Annotated in this window: 11 protein-coding genes and 2 pseudogenes; 8 read left to right on the top strand and 5 right to left on the bottom strand. The window is 71.7% G+C overall.

Going from position 1 to position 15795, the window contains the following annotated elements; translation table 11 throughout:
* Positions 1 to 148: 148 nt before the first annotated feature.
* Genes ACZ62B_RS27365 through ACZ62B_RS27350 form a run of 4 tightly spaced genes read left to right on the top strand, consistent with a single transcriptional unit; the run spans position 149 to position 3001 of the window.
* On the top strand, positions 149 to 952 hold the full coding sequence (locus ACZ62B_RS27365) for an alpha/beta fold hydrolase (protein ID WP_469692397.1): 804 nt from the start codon (positions 149 to 151) through the stop codon (positions 950 to 952).
* A complete protein-coding gene (locus ACZ62B_RS27360; protein ID WP_469692395.1) occupies positions 952 to 2244 on the top strand; it encodes a PP2C family protein-serine/threonine phosphatase in 1293 nt (430 codons plus the stop codon). The genes ACZ62B_RS27365 and ACZ62B_RS27360 overlap by 1 nt, the downstream gene beginning before the upstream one ends.
* Complete coding sequence (locus ACZ62B_RS27355) at positions 2241 to 2579, top strand: STAS domain-containing protein (RefSeq protein WP_469692393.1); 339 nt, start codon at positions 2241 to 2243, stop codon at positions 2577 to 2579. Before ACZ62B_RS27360 ends, ACZ62B_RS27355 begins: the two co-directional genes overlap by 4 nt.
* Positions 2580 to 2626: 47 nt before the next feature.
* Positions 2627 to 3001, top strand: a complete 375-nt coding sequence (locus ACZ62B_RS27350; protein WP_469692391.1) for an ATP-binding protein — start codon at positions 2627 to 2629, stop codon at positions 2999 to 3001.
* Here ACZ62B_RS27350 and ACZ62B_RS27345 read toward each other — a convergent pair.
* Positions 2977 to 3605 (bottom strand): annotated as a pseudogene (locus ACZ62B_RS27345) (IS6 family transposase); the annotation flags it as partial. The gene ACZ62B_RS27350 and the pseudogene ACZ62B_RS27345 sit on opposite strands and share 25 nt — an antisense overlap.
* Before the next feature lie 573 nt (positions 3606 to 4178).
* On the opposite strand from ACZ62B_RS27345, the gene ACZ62B_RS27340 reads away from it, so the two are divergent.
* Together ACZ62B_RS27340 and ACZ62B_RS27335 are read left to right on the top strand one after the other, a co-directional pair.
* Complete coding sequence (locus tag ACZ62B_RS27340) at positions 4179 to 6170, top strand: SpoIIE family protein phosphatase (protein ID WP_469692388.1); 1992 nt, start codon at positions 4179 to 4181, stop codon at positions 6168 to 6170.
* A gap of 399 nt (positions 6171 to 6569) precedes the next feature.
* A pseudogene (locus ACZ62B_RS27335) lies at positions 6570 to 7267 on the top strand (transposase).
* Between the two features lie 513 nt (positions 7268 to 7780).
* On the opposite strand, the gene ACZ62B_RS27330 reads toward ACZ62B_RS27335, so the two are convergent.
* Genes ACZ62B_RS27330 through ACZ62B_RS27315 form a run of 4 tightly spaced genes read right to left on the bottom strand, consistent with a single transcriptional unit; the run spans position 7781 to position 11809 of the window.
* Positions 7781 to 8752, bottom strand: coding sequence for a pirin family protein (locus tag ACZ62B_RS27330; RefSeq protein ID WP_469692386.1), 972 nt, complete (start codon positions 8750 to 8752; stop codon positions 7781 to 7783).
* A gap of 50 nt (positions 8753 to 8802) precedes the next feature.
* Positions 8803 to 9663 carry an ABC transporter ATP-binding protein gene (locus ACZ62B_RS27325; RefSeq protein ID WP_344560206.1) on the bottom strand — a complete coding sequence of 287 codons (861 nt, stop codon included), beginning with the start codon at positions 9661 to 9663 and terminating at the stop codon, positions 8803 to 8805.
* Positions 9660 to 10700: a FecCD family ABC transporter permease gene (locus ACZ62B_RS27320; protein ID WP_344560205.1), complete on the bottom strand. Its 1041-nt coding sequence runs from the start codon at positions 10698 to 10700 to the stop codon at positions 9660 to 9662. The genes ACZ62B_RS27325 and ACZ62B_RS27320 overlap by 4 nt, the downstream gene beginning before the upstream one ends.
* 41 nt (positions 10701 to 10741) lie before the next feature.
* Entirely contained in the window at positions 10742 to 11809 is a 1068-nt protein-coding gene (locus ACZ62B_RS27315) for a FecCD family ABC transporter permease (RefSeq protein ID WP_469692384.1), read from the bottom strand.
* Positions 11810 to 12046: 237 nt separating this feature from the next.
* Between ACZ62B_RS27315 and ACZ62B_RS27310 the strand changes: the two genes are divergently transcribed.
* Together ACZ62B_RS27310 and ACZ62B_RS27305 are read left to right on the top strand one after the other, a co-directional pair.
* Complete coding sequence (locus ACZ62B_RS27310; RefSeq protein WP_469692382.1) at positions 12047 to 13741, top strand: ABC transporter ATP-binding protein; 1695 nt, start codon at positions 12047 to 12049, stop codon at positions 13739 to 13741.
* Complete coding sequence (locus ACZ62B_RS27305; protein ID WP_469692381.1) at positions 13738 to 15603, top strand: ABC transporter ATP-binding protein; 1866 nt, start codon at positions 13738 to 13740, stop codon at positions 15601 to 15603. Before ACZ62B_RS27310 ends, ACZ62B_RS27305 begins: the two co-directional genes overlap by 4 nt.
* Positions 15604 to 15795 lie beyond the last annotated feature (192 nt).

Below are 15795 nucleotides of genomic sequence, written 5' to 3'. Positions count from 1 at the left end.
GGTGCCGTCTGCGCGACCCACGCCGAAGAGGTCCGAATGGCAACCCTGTTCCGTGACGTAGTGACCGCGCGCAGTGAGACCCGCTGGCCGGGCATGGGGGCGTCCGCGACCGTGCCGGGAAGTGGACAGAGCCTGAGAGAGTGGGAGGATGGATGTAGAGCGCAGGAACAACGTCACGGTCACCGGTAACCCGTCTGGGCGGGCGGTGGTGCTGGCGCACGGATTCGGCTGTGACCAGAACATGTGGCGTCTGACCGTGCCCGCTCTGGCCGATGACCACCGGGTGGTGCTGTTCGACTACGTCGGCGCGGGCCGCTCGGACCTGTCCGCGTTCTCGGAGGACCGTTATGCCTCGTTGGACGGTTACGCGAAGGATGTGGTCGAGGTCTGTGAGGCGCTCGATCTGCGGGATGCGGTGTTCGTGGGGCACTCGGTCAGCGCGATGATCGGCGTGCTGGCGGTTGGTACGGCGCCGGGGCGTCTCGGGGCGCTGGTGATGGTCGCTCCGTCCCCGCGGTACATCGACGACGACGGCTACCGGGGCGGATTCAGCGCCGAGGACATCGCCGAACTCCTGACCTCGTTGGAGTCGAACTACCTGGGATGGTCGGCAGCGATGGCACCGGTGATCATGGGCAACGCGGACAGGCCCGAACTCGGTGAGGAACTGAGGAACAGCTTCTGCGCCACCGACCCGGACGTGGCCCGTGTCTTCGCCCGGACTACGTTCCTGTCGGACTCGCGGGACGACCTCAAGGCGGTGACGGCGCCGACGCTGATCCTGGACTGCACTCAGGACGTCATCGCCCCACGGGAGGTCGGCGCCTTCGTCCACCAGGCGATCCCCGGCTCGAAACTGGTGACGCTCGACGCGACCGGGCACTGCCCGCACCTCTCCGCGCCCGAGGCCACCAACGAAGCGATCACCGACTTCCTGGCGCGCCTGCGGTGATGTGCCGCACCGGCCAGGAGTCCGGCCCACACGACGCAGACAACGAGAACAACGAAGAAGGACCGACTGCGGCGTTCGCCGCACTGCTGGAGGACAGCGTCGAGGAACTCTACGAGAACGCGCCCTGCGGATACCTGTCCACGCTGATGGACGGCACCATCGCCAAGATCAACGCCACGTTGCTGGGCTGGCTCGGCCAGGAGCGGGAGGCTGTGGTGGGCCGGATGCGGTTCACCGACCTGCTGACCGTGGGCGGCAAGCTCTACCACGAGACCCACTTCGCGCCCCTGCTGCGGATGCAGGGCGAGATCAGCGGCATCGCCCTGGAGATCAAGGAGGCCGGCGGACGCATACCGGTCCTGGTCTCCTCCGTCGTCAAACACGGTAGCAGCGGAGAACCCCAGCTGATCCGAACCACTGTCTTCGACGCCCGCGACCGCCGCGCCTACGAGCAAGAACTCCTGCGAGCCCGCAAGGCGGCCGAACAGGCGCGCAAGGAGGCGGAGGCGGACCGCGCCCGGCTGCAGGACGCCCTGGCCGTGCTGCAGCAGTCGCTGCTGCCGGACACCCTGCCCTCGATACCGGGACTGGATGCGGCCGCCCACTACCGCACCGCTTCCCCGGACCGGCTCGGCGGCGACTTCTACGACCTCTTCCCCATCGACACCGATCGCTTCGCCTTCTTCCTCGGTGATGTGTGCGGCAAGGGTCCTCAAGCCGCCGCGGTCACCTCACTGACCCGCTACACCCTGCGTGCCGCCGCCGTGCACGACCCCGACCCCGTTTCCGCCCTGACGACTCTCAACCAAGTGCTCCATGAGCGTTACACCGGCGGTGACCCGCGCTACTGCACCACGATCTTCGGCACCCTGGCCCCCGACCCCGCCACGGGGCGGGTCACCGTCCATCTTGCTGCGGGCGGCCACCCTCCGGCACTCATCCTGCGTGGCAGTGGGAAGACCGAATACCTCCCCACTCCCGGAGGCCTCCTCGTCGGCGTCCTGCCCGCCGCAACCTTCACCGCCGCCACGACCGTGCTGGAACCCGGGGACACGCTGGTGCTCTACACCGACGGCCTGACCGAGGCCCGTACGGGTGACGACCGCACCGCCCTCTACGGAGAAGAGGCATTGCTCGACTTCGCCGCCGACCATGCCGGCAGCTCGGCCCAGGACGTGATTCAGGCCCTCACCGGCCTACTGGACGACCTCGGTGACGGCCTCGACGACGACACAGCCCTGCTCGCCCTCGGCGCCCCCGCCCTCATCCCCCGGACCGAAGCCACCGCATGAACCCGCTGCAGACCACCATCCGCCACGCTCCAACCGGACCCGTCCTGGAGATCAACGGCGACCTCGACCACACCAGCGCCGACGAACTCCGCGCGCTGATCACCGCGCTGCCCCTCCAGCCCGGCCAGCGCCTCGTCCTGGATCTGACCGGTCTGAAGTTCTGCGACTCCAGCGGCATCACCGCCCTGATCGTCGCTCACAACCACGTCCACGCCGCCAACGCCGACATCGCACTCGCCGCCGTCCCCGACCACACCTTGCGCGTGCTACGACTGGTCGGGCTCGACCAGATCCTGGCTCTCCATCCCGACAGCGAAGCCGCCACACGGCCTTGACCCGCGAGGAGCGGCGGGCACGCCCACGCCCCCGAACCGGCCACACCGTGGTGCCGCCCGCTCTGGCCTCGGACGCCGAACTGGCCGCCGGCGAGTTGGTGACCAACGCCCTCCAGCACGCTCCGGGAGCCTGCGGGATGACCCTGCAACTGAGCCAGGACAAACTGACGATCACAGTCTGGGACAGCTCCGCCAAGCAACCGACACCGAAGAAGGCAGACCCGCGTCGCATCGGCGGCCACGGACTGTATCTGGTCCAAACCGTCAGCGAGAGAGTCGTCGTCGCCCTGCGCGCGACAGGAAAGCTGATCACCGCCCACCTGCCTGTGCCGTCCGCGGGCACCGTTGCCCTGCGCTTCCCTCCGGCACCCCGCACCGAACCTGGCAGCTGCTTGGCCCTGATGGTCATCTCGGCTCGGTAGCCGTGGGCGGTCATCAGGTGGCGGTGGGGCCGGAAATGAGGTGAGATGCCGCTGAACGCGGACAGGAACCGCTGCGCGGCGCCTACCGATCGGAAGTCCTTCGTCGCCCTTTCCCGCTGCCGCGTGGGCTGGTGACTGTTCTCCGCCCGGTTGTTCAAGCCCTTGTGACAGCGGTGCCCGGCGGAGGGCGTCACCTCGCGGTCGGCCGCACCGTAGGAGCACAGCTTGTCCGTGACCACCACCCGCGGCACCGTACGGGTCTTCCTCAACAGCCGGCGGAAGAACCGCCGGTCCTGCACGAGGATGTCCAGCACCATCCCGTCCTGGCCGACGGCCCGCCACAGGTACTTCAACTCGCCGTTGATCTTGATGAAAACCTTGTCCAGGTGTCACTTGTCTCCCGGCCGGGGCCGCCGGTGGCGGCCTACTCGAACTTGGCGCACCACCGTCGGACCGTCTCACGGGGGACGGTCACTCCGCGCTCGATCATGAGTTCCCCGATTTCGCGGAAGCTCAGCGGAAAGCGGAAGTACAGCCACACGCAGTGGGAGATCACCTCGACCGGGTACCGGTGCCCTGTGCAAGACGGCGGCGAGCTGTCCACGGACACCCTCTCCCGGCCTGATCCACCCGAAGACCGTTCCACCCGGTCAGCCAACCTGACAGCGCCGGGAATCACGCTCAGATTCACTCCCGGGCGAGATCCGACGGCTTCTGCTGGCCTCGTCCTGGCATTTCGTGCCCGGGCCGGGCGGCCCACCCCATCCCCGTACGGTGTACTGCCGACAGGCGTTCCAACGGCCGCATGGCAAAGCAATTCCGGTTGGACGGGCCTGAAGTCACGCGGAACCGACGGGGCGGGTCTGTGGTTTCCTGTTGCCCGCCCTCCGCAGGATGTTGAGGCGGCGGCCCCGTTTGGCGTACGGCCGCGCGCGTGACCGGTGTGTTCGTCATTGGATGGTCCTCATGGCCGCGGAGGAGCTCAGGGGCGCCGAGCGGGCGGGCTGGATCCGGATGACGGCGTGGCCCTTGCGCGGGACCGGCCGCCAGAGTGCAGGCGTGCCGGGCGGTGGCCCCGACGTCCGGCCGTGGAAAGGGAGGACGAGGTGATGACACTGCTCCGGCGGACTCCTGGCCCACCGCGATTCGGGCGGGCGCAAGGCGCGGGTGGCCGGTGATGAGCTCGGTGAGAGCTCTCGACGTAAGGCTCTTCGACGAGACTGTGGCGGCGATCGCGTTGTTCGCGGGCTCTGAGCACCGGTTGGTCTACCAGAACGATGCGTGTGCCAGGCTGCTCGGAGCCCGGCCCGTCGGACTGCCTGCGAGGGAGGCGTTCCCCGAACCGGACGCGGAGGAGTTCCTGACCGTGCTGGACGAGGTGGTCGCCACCGGGCGGCCCCGTCGTCTCCCCGAAACGCGCGAGCCCGACCCCGGCGCCCCGGAACAGGCCCGGTACTTCGTGTACTCCTGCACGCCCGTCACCACGGCCGAAGGTCGCGGCGCGATGGTCGTCGCGCTGGACACCACGGCAGAGACCATCGCACTCGAGCGGTACGAGGCGGTGGTGTCGGCCGTCTCGCAGATGGTGTGGGTGCTGCGTGCGGACGGATCCGCGGAGGAGCTCGTCGCCGGCTGGCAGAAGCTGACCGGAAGCCCGTGGCACGACCGGATGGACGAGCGGTGGGATGCGTATATCCATCCCCGTGACAGGGCCAGGCTTCGGCAGGGCTGGCGTGCCGCCCTCGTTCAGGAACCCCCGGGCGTGTTCGAGACCACGTTCCGGGTGCGGGCCGCCGACGGCTCGTACCGTCATGTGTCGACCCGGTGCGTGCCCATCCTCCGCAACGGCCGCGCCGAAGAATGGATCGCCGCGACCGACGACATCGAAGACACATGGAGTGCCACGCTGCGTGAACGCCTTCTCGCGCAGATCGCACAAGCGTCCGGAGGGGGTCTGGACGAGGCCTTCGCCGCAGTGGTGAAGGAGATCGTTCCGGAGCTCGCCGACGCCTGCGTGATCATGCTGCTGGCCCACGAGGAGTGGCCCCTGCCCGAGCACGCGCCTGTCACAGCCAGACGGGCCGCCTCCTCCGCTCGCCACGGCCTGCCGGCACGACCTCCGCTGCGGGATCAGACGGTCGTCATCAGCGACACGGTCCGGGACATGCTGGAGAGACACACCCCCTGCACCTTCCATCTGTCAGCGGGCGAAAGAGTGCCGCCAGGCATCGTCCCGGCGGTCACCGAGCAATGGCTCACGCGCGCGGACACCACCAGCGTGACCCTGTACCCGCTGGTAGCCGAGGACATCGTCCTCGGCTACGCCGCCACCAGCGCCAACAAGGACGCCCCCTCTCCCGGCCCCGCCGACACCGAGCTGCTGCAAAGAATTTTCCATTTCGCGGAACGACCCATCCGCAAGGCTCTTGACCTGCAGCGAGCACGCCGCACCGCTCTGCGCCTCCAGCACGCTCATCTCACCAGCCCACCGACCGTGCCCGGCGCGAGCCTGGCCGCCTGCTACGAGCCCGCCAGCTCCGCGAACGAGATCGGTGGCGACTGGTACGACGCCGTCGTCTACGCCGACGGCACCCTCGTTCTCGACGTCGGAGACGTCGCCGGGCACGACCTCACCGCAGCCACCGTCATGGGACAGCTGCGCAGTATGCTTCGAGGCCTTGCCTGGAACAACGGCCCAGAGTGCATGCCCTCCACCGTCCTGACCATGCTCGAGAACGCCGCCGAAGGGCTGAACATCGCCTCCTTCACCACCGCAATCCACGCCCGCCTGCGACGGCGCCCCGACGGCGCCTGGCACATGGTCTGGTCCAACGCCGGACACCCGCCGCCCCTGCTCATTCCCGCCCAGGCTGAGCCCCGCTTCCTCACCGGCACCGACGAGGACCCCCCGCTGTGCGTCGCCCCCGACCTTCCCCGTACCAGCCACACCTGCACCATCGCCCCCGGGGACACCCTCCTGCTCTACACCGACGGCCTCATCGAGACCCCCGCCGCATCCCTCGGCGAAGGCCAGCACCGGCTTCTGACCGTGGCCGCGCACCAACGTGGCATGCCCCTGTCCGAACTTCTCGGTTTCCTGCAGAACAGCCTCTCCGACAACCGCGACGACATCGCTCTGATCGCCTTCCGTGCCGATCCGCCTGACTGAGGAGCCAGGGACCCGCTTCGCGCCCCAGTCACCCATCCGGCAGTGGGCCGAAGGCCTTGTACAACAGCGCGCCGCACCGAGCGGTCAAACACGTGTACGACTCCGTCCGAAAGCGTGACACTTCCGCGATCCCATCCCCCAGGACGCCATGCGTCGGACTCACGACCACGGCCTTCGCGCTGTTCCTCTGCCTCTGTGTGGGCCTGCAGTTCGGCGCGCTCCAGCTCGAGGTTCTGCCGCTGGCCCTTGGTCGTTCGGTAGGCAAACCAGCCCGCCACGAGCGCACCCGCTCCGCCGGTCCACATCGGCACGTCTCCCAAGTCCGCCGGCCCCATCACGCTCCTCCCCGGTCGGCGGCCGTCTGATCCTTTCGAGTGGATCTTGCGGCAGCCTGGGGTGATGACTGCTGTGCTTGTCGAACGGACGGCGCCGGAAGACCTGCGGACCCTGTTCCAACGGGTGGTGCCGCCGGCGCCGGTTCGCCCGCAGGGCGGAGGGCACCGCCGGCGAGGGGACTATGAGATACCAGCCGCGATCATCTTCATGGCCGCCTCGGGCCGCGCCTGAAACCAACTGCCACCGGGTTTCGGGCTGTCGGGGGTGACGGCCTTCCGGCGGTTCACCGAGTGAACCGAGGTTCGGGTGTGGGCCAAGCCCTACCGCCTGGCCTTGGACGAACTCGGTGCCCGGGGCGAGCTGGACTGGTCGCGGCGCGTGATCGACTCCGTCAGCATCCGGGCCCTCAAAGGGGGCAGCTGACGGGAGCGAATCCGACCGACCGCGGCAAGAAGGGATCGAAGATCCACCTCATCGTCGACCGTCGCGGCCTGCCCCTGCCGATCAGCATCTCCGCCGCCGACCTCCACGACAGTCAGGCCCTCATCCCGCTGGTCCGCGGCATCCGGCACCGCTTCGCCCGTAAGGGCATCGAGTCATCCCGGCGTTTGGACCGGCACCGCTGGATCGTGGAGCGGACCGTGTCCTGACCGTCCGGCTGCCGACGCCTGCACCGCCGCTATGAACGCAGCGCTGAGCACTTCCTCGCCTTCGTCGGCATCGCTGCAGCCCTCATCTGCTACCGCCGGATCGCCGGGTAGCCCAGCATCCCGCGACAGAGACCAACGCCATTGTGACGGAATGCTGGACAACCGCCGCGGCAGATCCCAGTCGGTCGGCCTGGCCTTTGCCTTGAACCACGGAGCCTCATCGTCGATCCAGGATCCGCGTTTCCGGCGGACGGCAGCCACGTTGCCGTCTTCGACCCCAGACTCGCAGCCGCAGCACACGCAGATGACGAACAACGGTGAGCCGTACTCGTCGAACCGCACCTCACCAGCATCCAGCCCGCAGATCCGGCACACGGTCCCAGCCCTGCTCGCCATGGACACAGCCTACGGAAGCCGCCAATCAAGACATCGTCTAAAGTCAGCAAAAGGTCAGCAAGTGTCCGGCCAGAGCTGCCCACAGACGCCCGTGCACGGGGAGCCGCAGGCAGCTTCAGAGGCACGTATGCGGCTGGAGCCGACGCGGGCGCCGCGGGATTCGCGCGTTGCCGGACAGGCGCAGCAGCGATCCTGTCCTGTTGGCGTACGGAGCGCCGTATCCGCAGGTCAGCGCACCCTTCCTCGCGGCTTCAAGGGTGCGTTCGGCAGTTCCGGCGCGGGCAGTGGAGCCCCGTCGTAACCATGCACCTCGCCGAAGCGGTCACCCTTCATCCAGTCCTCGCGGGCCCGCACGATGTCGTCGTGCGACCGTCCGATGAAGTTCCACCACATGACGATCTCCTCCTCGAAGGGCGGTCCGCCCAGGAGCAGCAGGCGGGCCGGGTCGGGCGCCTGGTTGGAGAGGGTGAGGGCGGTGCGGCCGGGGGGCGCGTAGCCCAGTTCGGCCGGCTTCAGGGGCGTGTCGGCGAGGAGGACGTCGCCGCTGTCGACGAGGACTCCGTGTTCGAAGCCGGGGTCCACGTCGAGGGTCACGCGGGCGCCCGGGTCCAGGGTGATCTCGGCGCCGAGCAGCGGGGTGAAGGTGCGCACCGGTGAGGTGTCGCCGGCGAGCGTGCCCAGGAAGACGCGGGCCTCGCCGCCGTCCAGCGCGACCGGGGCGGGGACGTGGTGCTGGAAGTCGCGGGCCGCGTCACGGTGCTCCCCGGGCAGTGCCACCCACAGTTGCGCGCCGTGCAGGATCCGGGTGCTCCGGGTGGAGACCTCGGAGTGGCTGATGCCGTGGCCGCCCGTCATGAGGTTGAGTTCGCCGGGCCGGACGTAGGCGTGGCTGCCGAGGCTGTCGCGGTGTTCGATCTCGCCGCTGAACAGCCAGCTCACCGTCTGCAGGCCGGTGTGCGGGTGCGGGGGTACGCGCATGCCTCCGGACTCGGTGATGTCGTCGGGGCCGTAGTGGTCGGCGAAGCACCAGGCTCCGATGAGGGTGCGCGCCCGCTGGGGCAGGGTCCGCCGTACCCGCATGGCGCGGGGGCCGCCGAGGGGTACGTCCCTCGGGGTGAGGATCTCGATGCCCGGCGGGGGCGGTCCGTCGACGTCCGCGCCGCAGACCGTCTCCGTCGGGTGCGTTTCCGTGTTGCTCATGCGCCGGCCCTCCACCACAGAAAGTTCGAAATTCAACTTTACTGGGTCGATCATAGGACGGCTGTGCCAGGATCGCGCGCCGGACGCCGTGAGTCGCCGGCGGCGCGCCGCGGGGCGGCGGGCACCATCAGGGGAGTGCCGGTCTCCGGGTCGTCGATGATGCGGCAGGGCAGGCCGAACACGTCCTCCACCAGTTCGGCGGTCATCACGGCCGACGGGTCCCCCTCGGCCGCGACGGTGCCGCCGGCCCGCATCACCACGAGGTGGGTGGCGTAGCGGCAGGCCTGGTTGAGGTCGTGCAGGACCGCGACGACGGTGTGCCCCTGGGCCGCGTGCAGTTCGGCGCAGAGGTCGAGCACCTCGACCTGGTGCGCGATGTCCAGGAAGGTGGTGGGTTCGTCGAGCAGCAGCACGGGGGTCTGCTGGGCGAGCACCATGGCCAGCCAGACCCGCTGGCGCTGCCCGCCGGACAGGTCGTCGACGGGCCGGCCGGCGAGGTCGAGCACTCCGGTGCGGCGCATCGCCCCGGTCACGGCGGTCTCGTCCTCGGCGGACCACTGCTTCAGCAGCCGCTGGTGCGGGTAGCGGCCGCGGGCCACCAGGTCGCCCACCGTGATGCCGCCGGGCGCGGTCGACGACTGCGGCAGCAGCCCGAGCCGGCGGGCGACCTCGCGGGTGCGGTACGAGGCGATGGCGGCGCCGTCCAGGTAGACCTCGCCCGCCTTGGGCCTGAGCATCCGGGCCAGTGCCTTGAGCAGGGTGGACTTGCCGCAGGCGTTCGGTCCGACGATCACCGTGAAGGAGTGGTCGGGGATGTCGACGCCGAGGCCGGTGGCCACGGTCCGCCGGTCGTAGGAGAGGGTCAGGTTCTCGGCCCGGAGCCGGGGTTCCGACGGGTGTGTTCCTGTCATGCGCGGCTCTTTCGCGACTCGGTGACCAGCAGCCAGATGAGGTACAGCCCGCCGATGGTGCCGGTCGCCGCGCCCACCGGCAGGAGGGTGTCGGTGAACAGGCGCTGCACGGCGAGATCGCTCGCGGCGAGCAGTACGGCGCCCATGAGGGCGGTGGGCACCAGGGCGGGGGCGGAGGACCGGGTCAGGCGCCGGGCCACCTGGGGGGCGGCCAGGGCGACGAACCAGATGGGTCCGGCGACCGCGGTGGCGAACGCGGCCAGGGCGACACAGACGACGAGCAGTACGGTGCGGGTGCGGGCCACGTCGACACCGAGCGCCGTCGCCGTCACGTCGCCCATCTCCACCATCGACAGCCGGCGGGCGTGCACGAAGGCGACCGGGAGGAGCACGAGGACCGCGAGTCCGATGGCGCCGGCCTGGGTCCAGCCGCGGTTGTTGAGGCTGCCGAGGAGCCACGCCTGCGCCTCCAGCGCCTCCTGGAAGGTGGCCCTGGTGATCAGGTACGAGTTGACGGCCAGCAGCAGCGCGCTCACCCCGATGCCGATGACGACGAGCCGGAACCCCTGCAGCCCCCGGCCGGCGATGAGGAGGGTGACGGCGGCGGCGGTCGCGAGGCCGCCGATCAGCGCGCCGAGCGCGATCTGGGTCATGCTGCCGTGCAGCACGATGATGACGGTCAGGGCGCCGACGGCCGCCCCGTTGGTGAAGCCGATGACGTCGGGGCTGCCGAGCGCGTTGCCGGTGAGGCTCTGCAGGATGCCGCCGCTCACGGCGAGGGCGGCGCCGACGCACACCGCGGTGAGCAGGCGGGGCAGGCGCAGGGTGTTGACGATGAAGTCGGCGCCCGGCGATCCGTTGCCGGTCAGGGCTTCGACGACCTCGGTGACGGAGAGCTCGAAGTCCCCGGTGGTCAGGCTGACGCCCATGACCACGACGAGCACGGCGAGCAGGACGACGCCCACGGCCACGGACCGGCCCGGGATCCGCAGCGAGACCCGGCCTCCCCGGGCGCGCACGACCGTCCCGCTGATCACGGGTGCGGCTTCGGCGGGGGCTTTCGTCGGGTGTACGGGGTTCACAGCATGACCAGCTTCCGGCGACGGCACAGCGCGATGAACAGCGGGGCGCCGAGGAACGCGGTGACGATGCCGACCTGGACCTCGCCCGGCGCGCCGATCACCCGGCCCAGCACGTCGGCGCCGATCAGCAGGACGGGAGCGAGCAGCATCGAGTACGCCATCACCCACCGCTGGTCGGGACCGGCGACGAACCGGGCCACGTGCGGGACGGCGAGGCCGACGAAGCCGATCGGTCCGGCGGCGGCGGTCGCGGCACCGCACAGCAGCATGACCGCGACGGCCGCCAGCACCCGCGTGCGCACCACGTGGACGCCGAGGGCCCGCCCCAACTGGTCGCCCATGGCGAGGGCGTTGAGCGCGGGGGCGAGCAGCAGGGCGAGCGCCGTGCCGACGGTGACGAACGGCAGGACGGCCTGGAGGACGTCGTAGGTGCGTCCGGCGAGCGAGCCGGCGGTCCAGAAGCGGAACTGGTCGAAGGCGCGCGGACGCAGCAGCAGCACCGTCGAGTTGAAGGCGTACAGCACCGCCGTGACGGCCGCGCCGGCGACGACGAGGCGGTCGGGTGTGGCGACCGTCCGTCCGGCGGAGCCGAGCAGGTAGACCACCAGGGTCGCCACGACCGCGCCGAGGAGCGCGAACCACACCTGGCCCAGGACGGATCCCACCCCGAGGAACGCGATGCACACGACCACCCCGGTGGAGGCGCCCAGGTTCACGCCGAGCAGTCCCGGGTCGGCGAGCGGGTTGCGCGTCATCGCCTGCATCAGCGCGCCGGACAGCCCGAGGGCCGTGCCGACGGCGAGCCCGAGGAGCGTACGGGGGATGCGGTAGTCGTGGATGATGACCGCGGCCTCGGAACCGTCGGGCCGCCACAGCAGGGTCCAGGTCGAGGTGAACGGGATGCCCCGGGTCCCCACCCACACGCTGAGGAGTCCGACGAGGACGAGCGCGCCGAGCGCGAGGAGGAGCCCGAACGCGCGGAGCGCGGTGGTCCCGCGCCGCGCTCCGGGCACGACCGGGGCGGGGGGCCGCTCGGTGGACACCGCCCGGGTTTCGACCGTCAACGACAACTCCCCCTGGCGGTGGTTCGCGGGGCTCGCACGGGTGCGGGAAGGCAGGACACGACGGCGAGTTCAGCTTAGGCGAGGCTAACCGAAGGTGAAGCGAGTGGTCAACGACGCCTCTCCCCAAGGGCGTTGGGCGGGAAGCACCGCACGTCGGCGTGCTCGGCGCGCGGTACCTGGACCGTCGTGTTCAGAGTAGCCTTACCTAACCATCTGACCATCGCGGAGGTACGGCACATGCCGGCTGGAGGACCGACCGGGGGGCATGTCCTCCGGCAAGCGATCAGGGGCCGGCGCCGCGGCGTCGTCGCGGCATCACTCCTCGGCATGGGCCACCAGACGTGCGAGGCCCTGGTCCCCGTACTCGTGGGCGTGATCATCGACGAGGCGGTGGCCAAGGGCTCGTCCGGCACGCTGCTGCGGCTGCTGGCGCTGCTCGCCGTCGTCTTCGTCGTCCTGTCGACGTGTTACCGCGTGGGCGCCCGCATCACGGAGGCCGCGGGTGAACGGGCCACGCACCGGCTGCGCCTGGACCTCGCCGCCCGGGTGCTCGACCCGCGCGGCGGCGCCGACGCCGACCGGCTCCCGGGCGCGCTGACCAGCATCGCCACCAACGACGCCCGGCGCGTGGGCGCGGCGGTGACCGTCCTGTCGTACGGCGCCTCGGCGCTCGCCGCCCTCGCGGTCAGCGCGGTGGCCCTGCTGCGGATCTCGGTGCCGCTCGGCCTGCTCGTCCTGCTCGGCATTCCGCCCCTGTTGTGGCTGGGCCATCGCATCAGCGGGCCGCTGGAGCGGCGCAGCGAGACCGAGCAGGAGCGCGCCGCCCACGCTTCGGGGGTCGCCGCCGACCTGGTCATGGGCCTGCGGGTGCTCAAGGGGATGGGGGCCGAGCCGGCGGCCGTGGCCCGCTACCGGCGGACCAGTCAGGACTCGCTGGCCGCCGCGCTGCGTGCCGCCCGCAGCCGGGCCGGGCACGAAGGGGCGGTGCTCGCGCTGACCGGCGTCTTCATCGCGGTCATCGCCCTGGTGGGCGCGTACCTGGCGATGCGCGGCAGCATCAGTGTCGGTGAGCTCGTGGCGGCGGTGGGGCTGGCGCAGTTCCTGCTCGGGCCGTTCCAGCTGCTCACCTTCGTCAACGCCGAGTTCGCTCAGGGCCGTGCCTCGGCCCGCCGGATCGCCGAGGTGCTGGCGGCGCCCGCCGCGGTGGAGCCGGGCGGGGCCGCGCTGCCCGGGGCCGTCGCCGGGCGGATCCGGCTGCGCGGTGTCACGCTCGGCGCGCTGCGGGGCGTCGACCTCGACCTCGGCCCTGGACTCACCGGTGTGGTGACCGGGGACCCGGCGGCGGCGCGGGACCTGCTGCGCTGTCTGGCCCGGGAGTCGGACCCCGCCGGGGGTGTGGTCGAGCTCGACGGCGTGCCGCTGACCGGCCTGGACCCCGACGACGTACGCCGGGCCGTCCTGGTGGCGCCCCATGACGCGGATCTGTTCGAGACGAGTCTGCTGGACAACGTGCGCGGCGGGGCGGACGCGGACACGGCCGTGGTGGAGGCGGCGCTCACCGCCTCGGCGGCCGACGACGTCGCCCGGCTGCTGCCCGACGGCGCGGACACCGTCCTCGCCGAACGCGGCCGTTCCCTCTCCGGCGGTCAGCGCCAGCGGGTCGCGCTGGCCCGGGCGCTGGCCGCCGGCCGGCCGGTGCTGGTCCTGCACGACCCGACCACCGCGGTGGACACGGTCACCGAGTCGCGGATCGCCGCCCGGCTGCGGGAGACACGACGGGACCGCACCACGGTCCTGGTCACCACCAGCCCCGCGCTGCTGGCGGTCACCGACCGGGTGGTGGTGCTCGACGGCGGCACGGTGACCGCCGACGGGCGGCACGCCGAGCTCGTCGCCGCCGACGCCGCCTACCGTGCGGCGGTCCTGGCATGAGCGCCGCGAACGGCACGGACCCGCGCACCGACGACGTACGGACCGAGGAGACGACGATCCGCACCGGCCCCGTGGACCGCGCCCTGCTGCCGACCGCGACCGGCGCCGAGACCCTGGCCGCCCTCCGCTCCATGCTGCGCGGCCACCGTCCGCTGACGGCGGCGGCGGTGGGCGTCCTGGTCGCCGGAACGGCCGTCGGCCTGCTGACGGCGCCCCTGCTCGGACACGTCGTCGACCTGGTGGTGGAGCGGCGCGGCACGGACGCGCTGACCGTGCCCATGGTCCTGCTCGTCACGGTGGCCGTGGCGCGCGGCGCCGCCACCGCCCTCGGCAGCGCCCTCGTCGCCCGGCTGGGCGAGACCCTGCTCGCCGCCCTGCGCGAGCGGTTCGTCGAGCGGGCGCTCGGGCTGCCGCTGGAGCGGGTCGAGGAGGCCGGCTCGGGCGACCTGGTCTCCCGGGTGACGGACGACGTCACCATGGTCGCCAAGTCGGTACGGCAGGCCCTCCCGGAGTTCTCCCGCTCCGCCTTCACCATCGTGCTGACCCTGGCCGGACTCGCCGTGCTGGACTGGCGGTTCCTGCTCGCCGCGCTGTGCGCCGTGCCCGTGCAGGTGCTGTCGGTGCGCTGGTACCTGCGCCGGGCCGCTCCCGTGTACGCCGGGCACCGGGTGGCCACCGGCGCGCTCCAGCACCAGTTGCTCGACAGCATCGGGGGCGTCCGCACCGTACGCGCGTTCCGGCTGAACGGGCCGCACCTGGACCTCGTGGAGCAGCGGTCGCGGGCGGCCCTCGGGCTGGCGCTGCGCGGCATCCACGTCGTGACCGGGTTCTTCTCCCGGCTCAACCTGGCCGAGTTCATCGGCCTGGCCTCGGTCCTGGTCACCGGCTTCGTGCTGGTGGACAACGGGTCGGTGAGCATCGGCACGGCGACCGCGGCCGCGCTGTACTTCCACAGTCTGTTCAACCCGGTCAACGCCGCGCTGTTCCTGCTGGACGACGTGCAGTCGGCGGGCGCGAGCCTCGCCCGCCTGGTCGGGGTGTCCGGCCTGGCCGTCGCGCCGGAGCCGGAGCCGGGCCGGCGGGCCGTGCCGGTGGACGGCTCGGTCAAGGTCTCCTCGCTCGACCACGCCTACGTGCCCGGCCACCCGGTGCTGCGGGACGTCGATCTGGAGGTGAGCGGCGGGGAGCGGGTCGCGCTGGTCGGTTCGAGCGGGGCCGGCAAGACGACGCTGGCCAAGCTGATCGCGGGCGTGCACCGGCCGGCCCGGGGGTCGGTCACGCTGGGCGGGGCCGACGCCGGCGAGCTGGGTCCCGCGGGGGTCCGCCGCGCGGTGACGCTCATCAGCCAGGAGGTGCACGTCTTCGCCGGTCCGCTCGCCGAGGACCTGCGGCTGGCCCGGCCGGACGCCGGCGACGACGACCTGCGGGCGGCCCTGGCGGCGGTGGGCGCCCTGGAGTGGGCCGAGGCGCTGCCCGACGGGCTGGACACGGTGGTCGGGGAGGGCGGGCACCGGCTGACGGTGACCCAGGCCCAGCATCTGGCGCTGGCCCGGCTGGTCCTCGCCGACCCGCCGATCGCCATCCTGGACGAGGCGACCGCCGACGCGGGCAGCGCGGGGGCGCGGGTCCTGGAGGCGGCCGCGCTGAAGGCCCTGGAGGGGCGCACGGGCCTGATGGTGGCGCACCGTCTGCCGCAGGCCGCGACCGCCGACCGGATCGTCGTCCTCGACGAGGGCCGGGTCGTCGAGACCGGCACCCACGAGGAACTCCTCACGGCCGGCGGCCGGTACGCCGAGCTGTGGGCCGCCTGGTCCGACAGCCGTCCGGGGACGACCCGGCCGGCGGAGGACGACGGGGCCTGACGGCACCGCCCCGCCGAAGGGCGGGCCTCACCTCGCCCCTTCGAGAAGACCCGGCGCGCCGCCGGGAACCGCCACCGCGGCGGGTGGTTCCCGGCGACGGCGGGCGGCGGCGCGGGGCCGTGGCGGCCGCGGGTGAGCGCGGGGAACCGGGCCGCGCGCACGGCGGTGACGCCTCGTCGGTGCGGCCGGCGC

The sequence above is a fragment of the Streptomyces sp. NPDC053426 genome (assembly GCF_055585405.1).
The sequence above is the reverse complement of the archived record's forward strand: the minus strand, read 5'-3'. Positions and strand labels throughout refer to the sequence as shown.

What these genes read in the sequence shown, in the direction of transcription:
- ACZ62B_RS27325 (WP_344560206.1), bottom strand. Translation starts at nt 9,663, where the DNA reads ATGACAGGAACACACCCGTCGGAACCCCGGCTCCGGGCCGAGAACCTG.
- ACZ62B_RS27305 (WP_469692381.1), top strand. Translation starts at nt 13,738, where the DNA reads ATGAGCGCCGCGAACGGCACGGACCCGCGCACCGACGACGTACGGACC.
- ACZ62B_RS27365 (WP_469692397.1), top strand. Translation starts at nt 149, where the DNA reads ATGGATGTAGAGCGCAGGAACAACGTCACGGTCACCGGTAACCCGTCT.
- ACZ62B_RS27340 (WP_469692388.1), top strand. Translation starts at nt 4,179, where the DNA reads ATGAGCTCGGTGAGAGCTCTCGACGTAAGGCTCTTCGACGAGACTGTG.
- ACZ62B_RS27310 (WP_469692382.1), top strand. Translation starts at nt 12,047, where the DNA reads ATGCCGGCTGGAGGACCGACCGGGGGGCATGTCCTCCGGCAAGCGATC.
- ACZ62B_RS27360 (WP_469692395.1), top strand. Translation starts at nt 952, where the DNA reads ATGTGCCGCACCGGCCAGGAGTCCGGCCCACACGACGCAGACAACGAG.
- ACZ62B_RS27355 (WP_469692393.1), top strand. Translation starts at nt 2,241, where the DNA reads ATGAACCCGCTGCAGACCACCATCCGCCACGCTCCAACCGGACCCGTC.
- ACZ62B_RS27330 (WP_469692386.1), bottom strand. Translation starts at nt 8,752, where the DNA reads ATGAGCAACACGGAAACGCACCCGACGGAGACGGTCTGCGGCGCGGAC.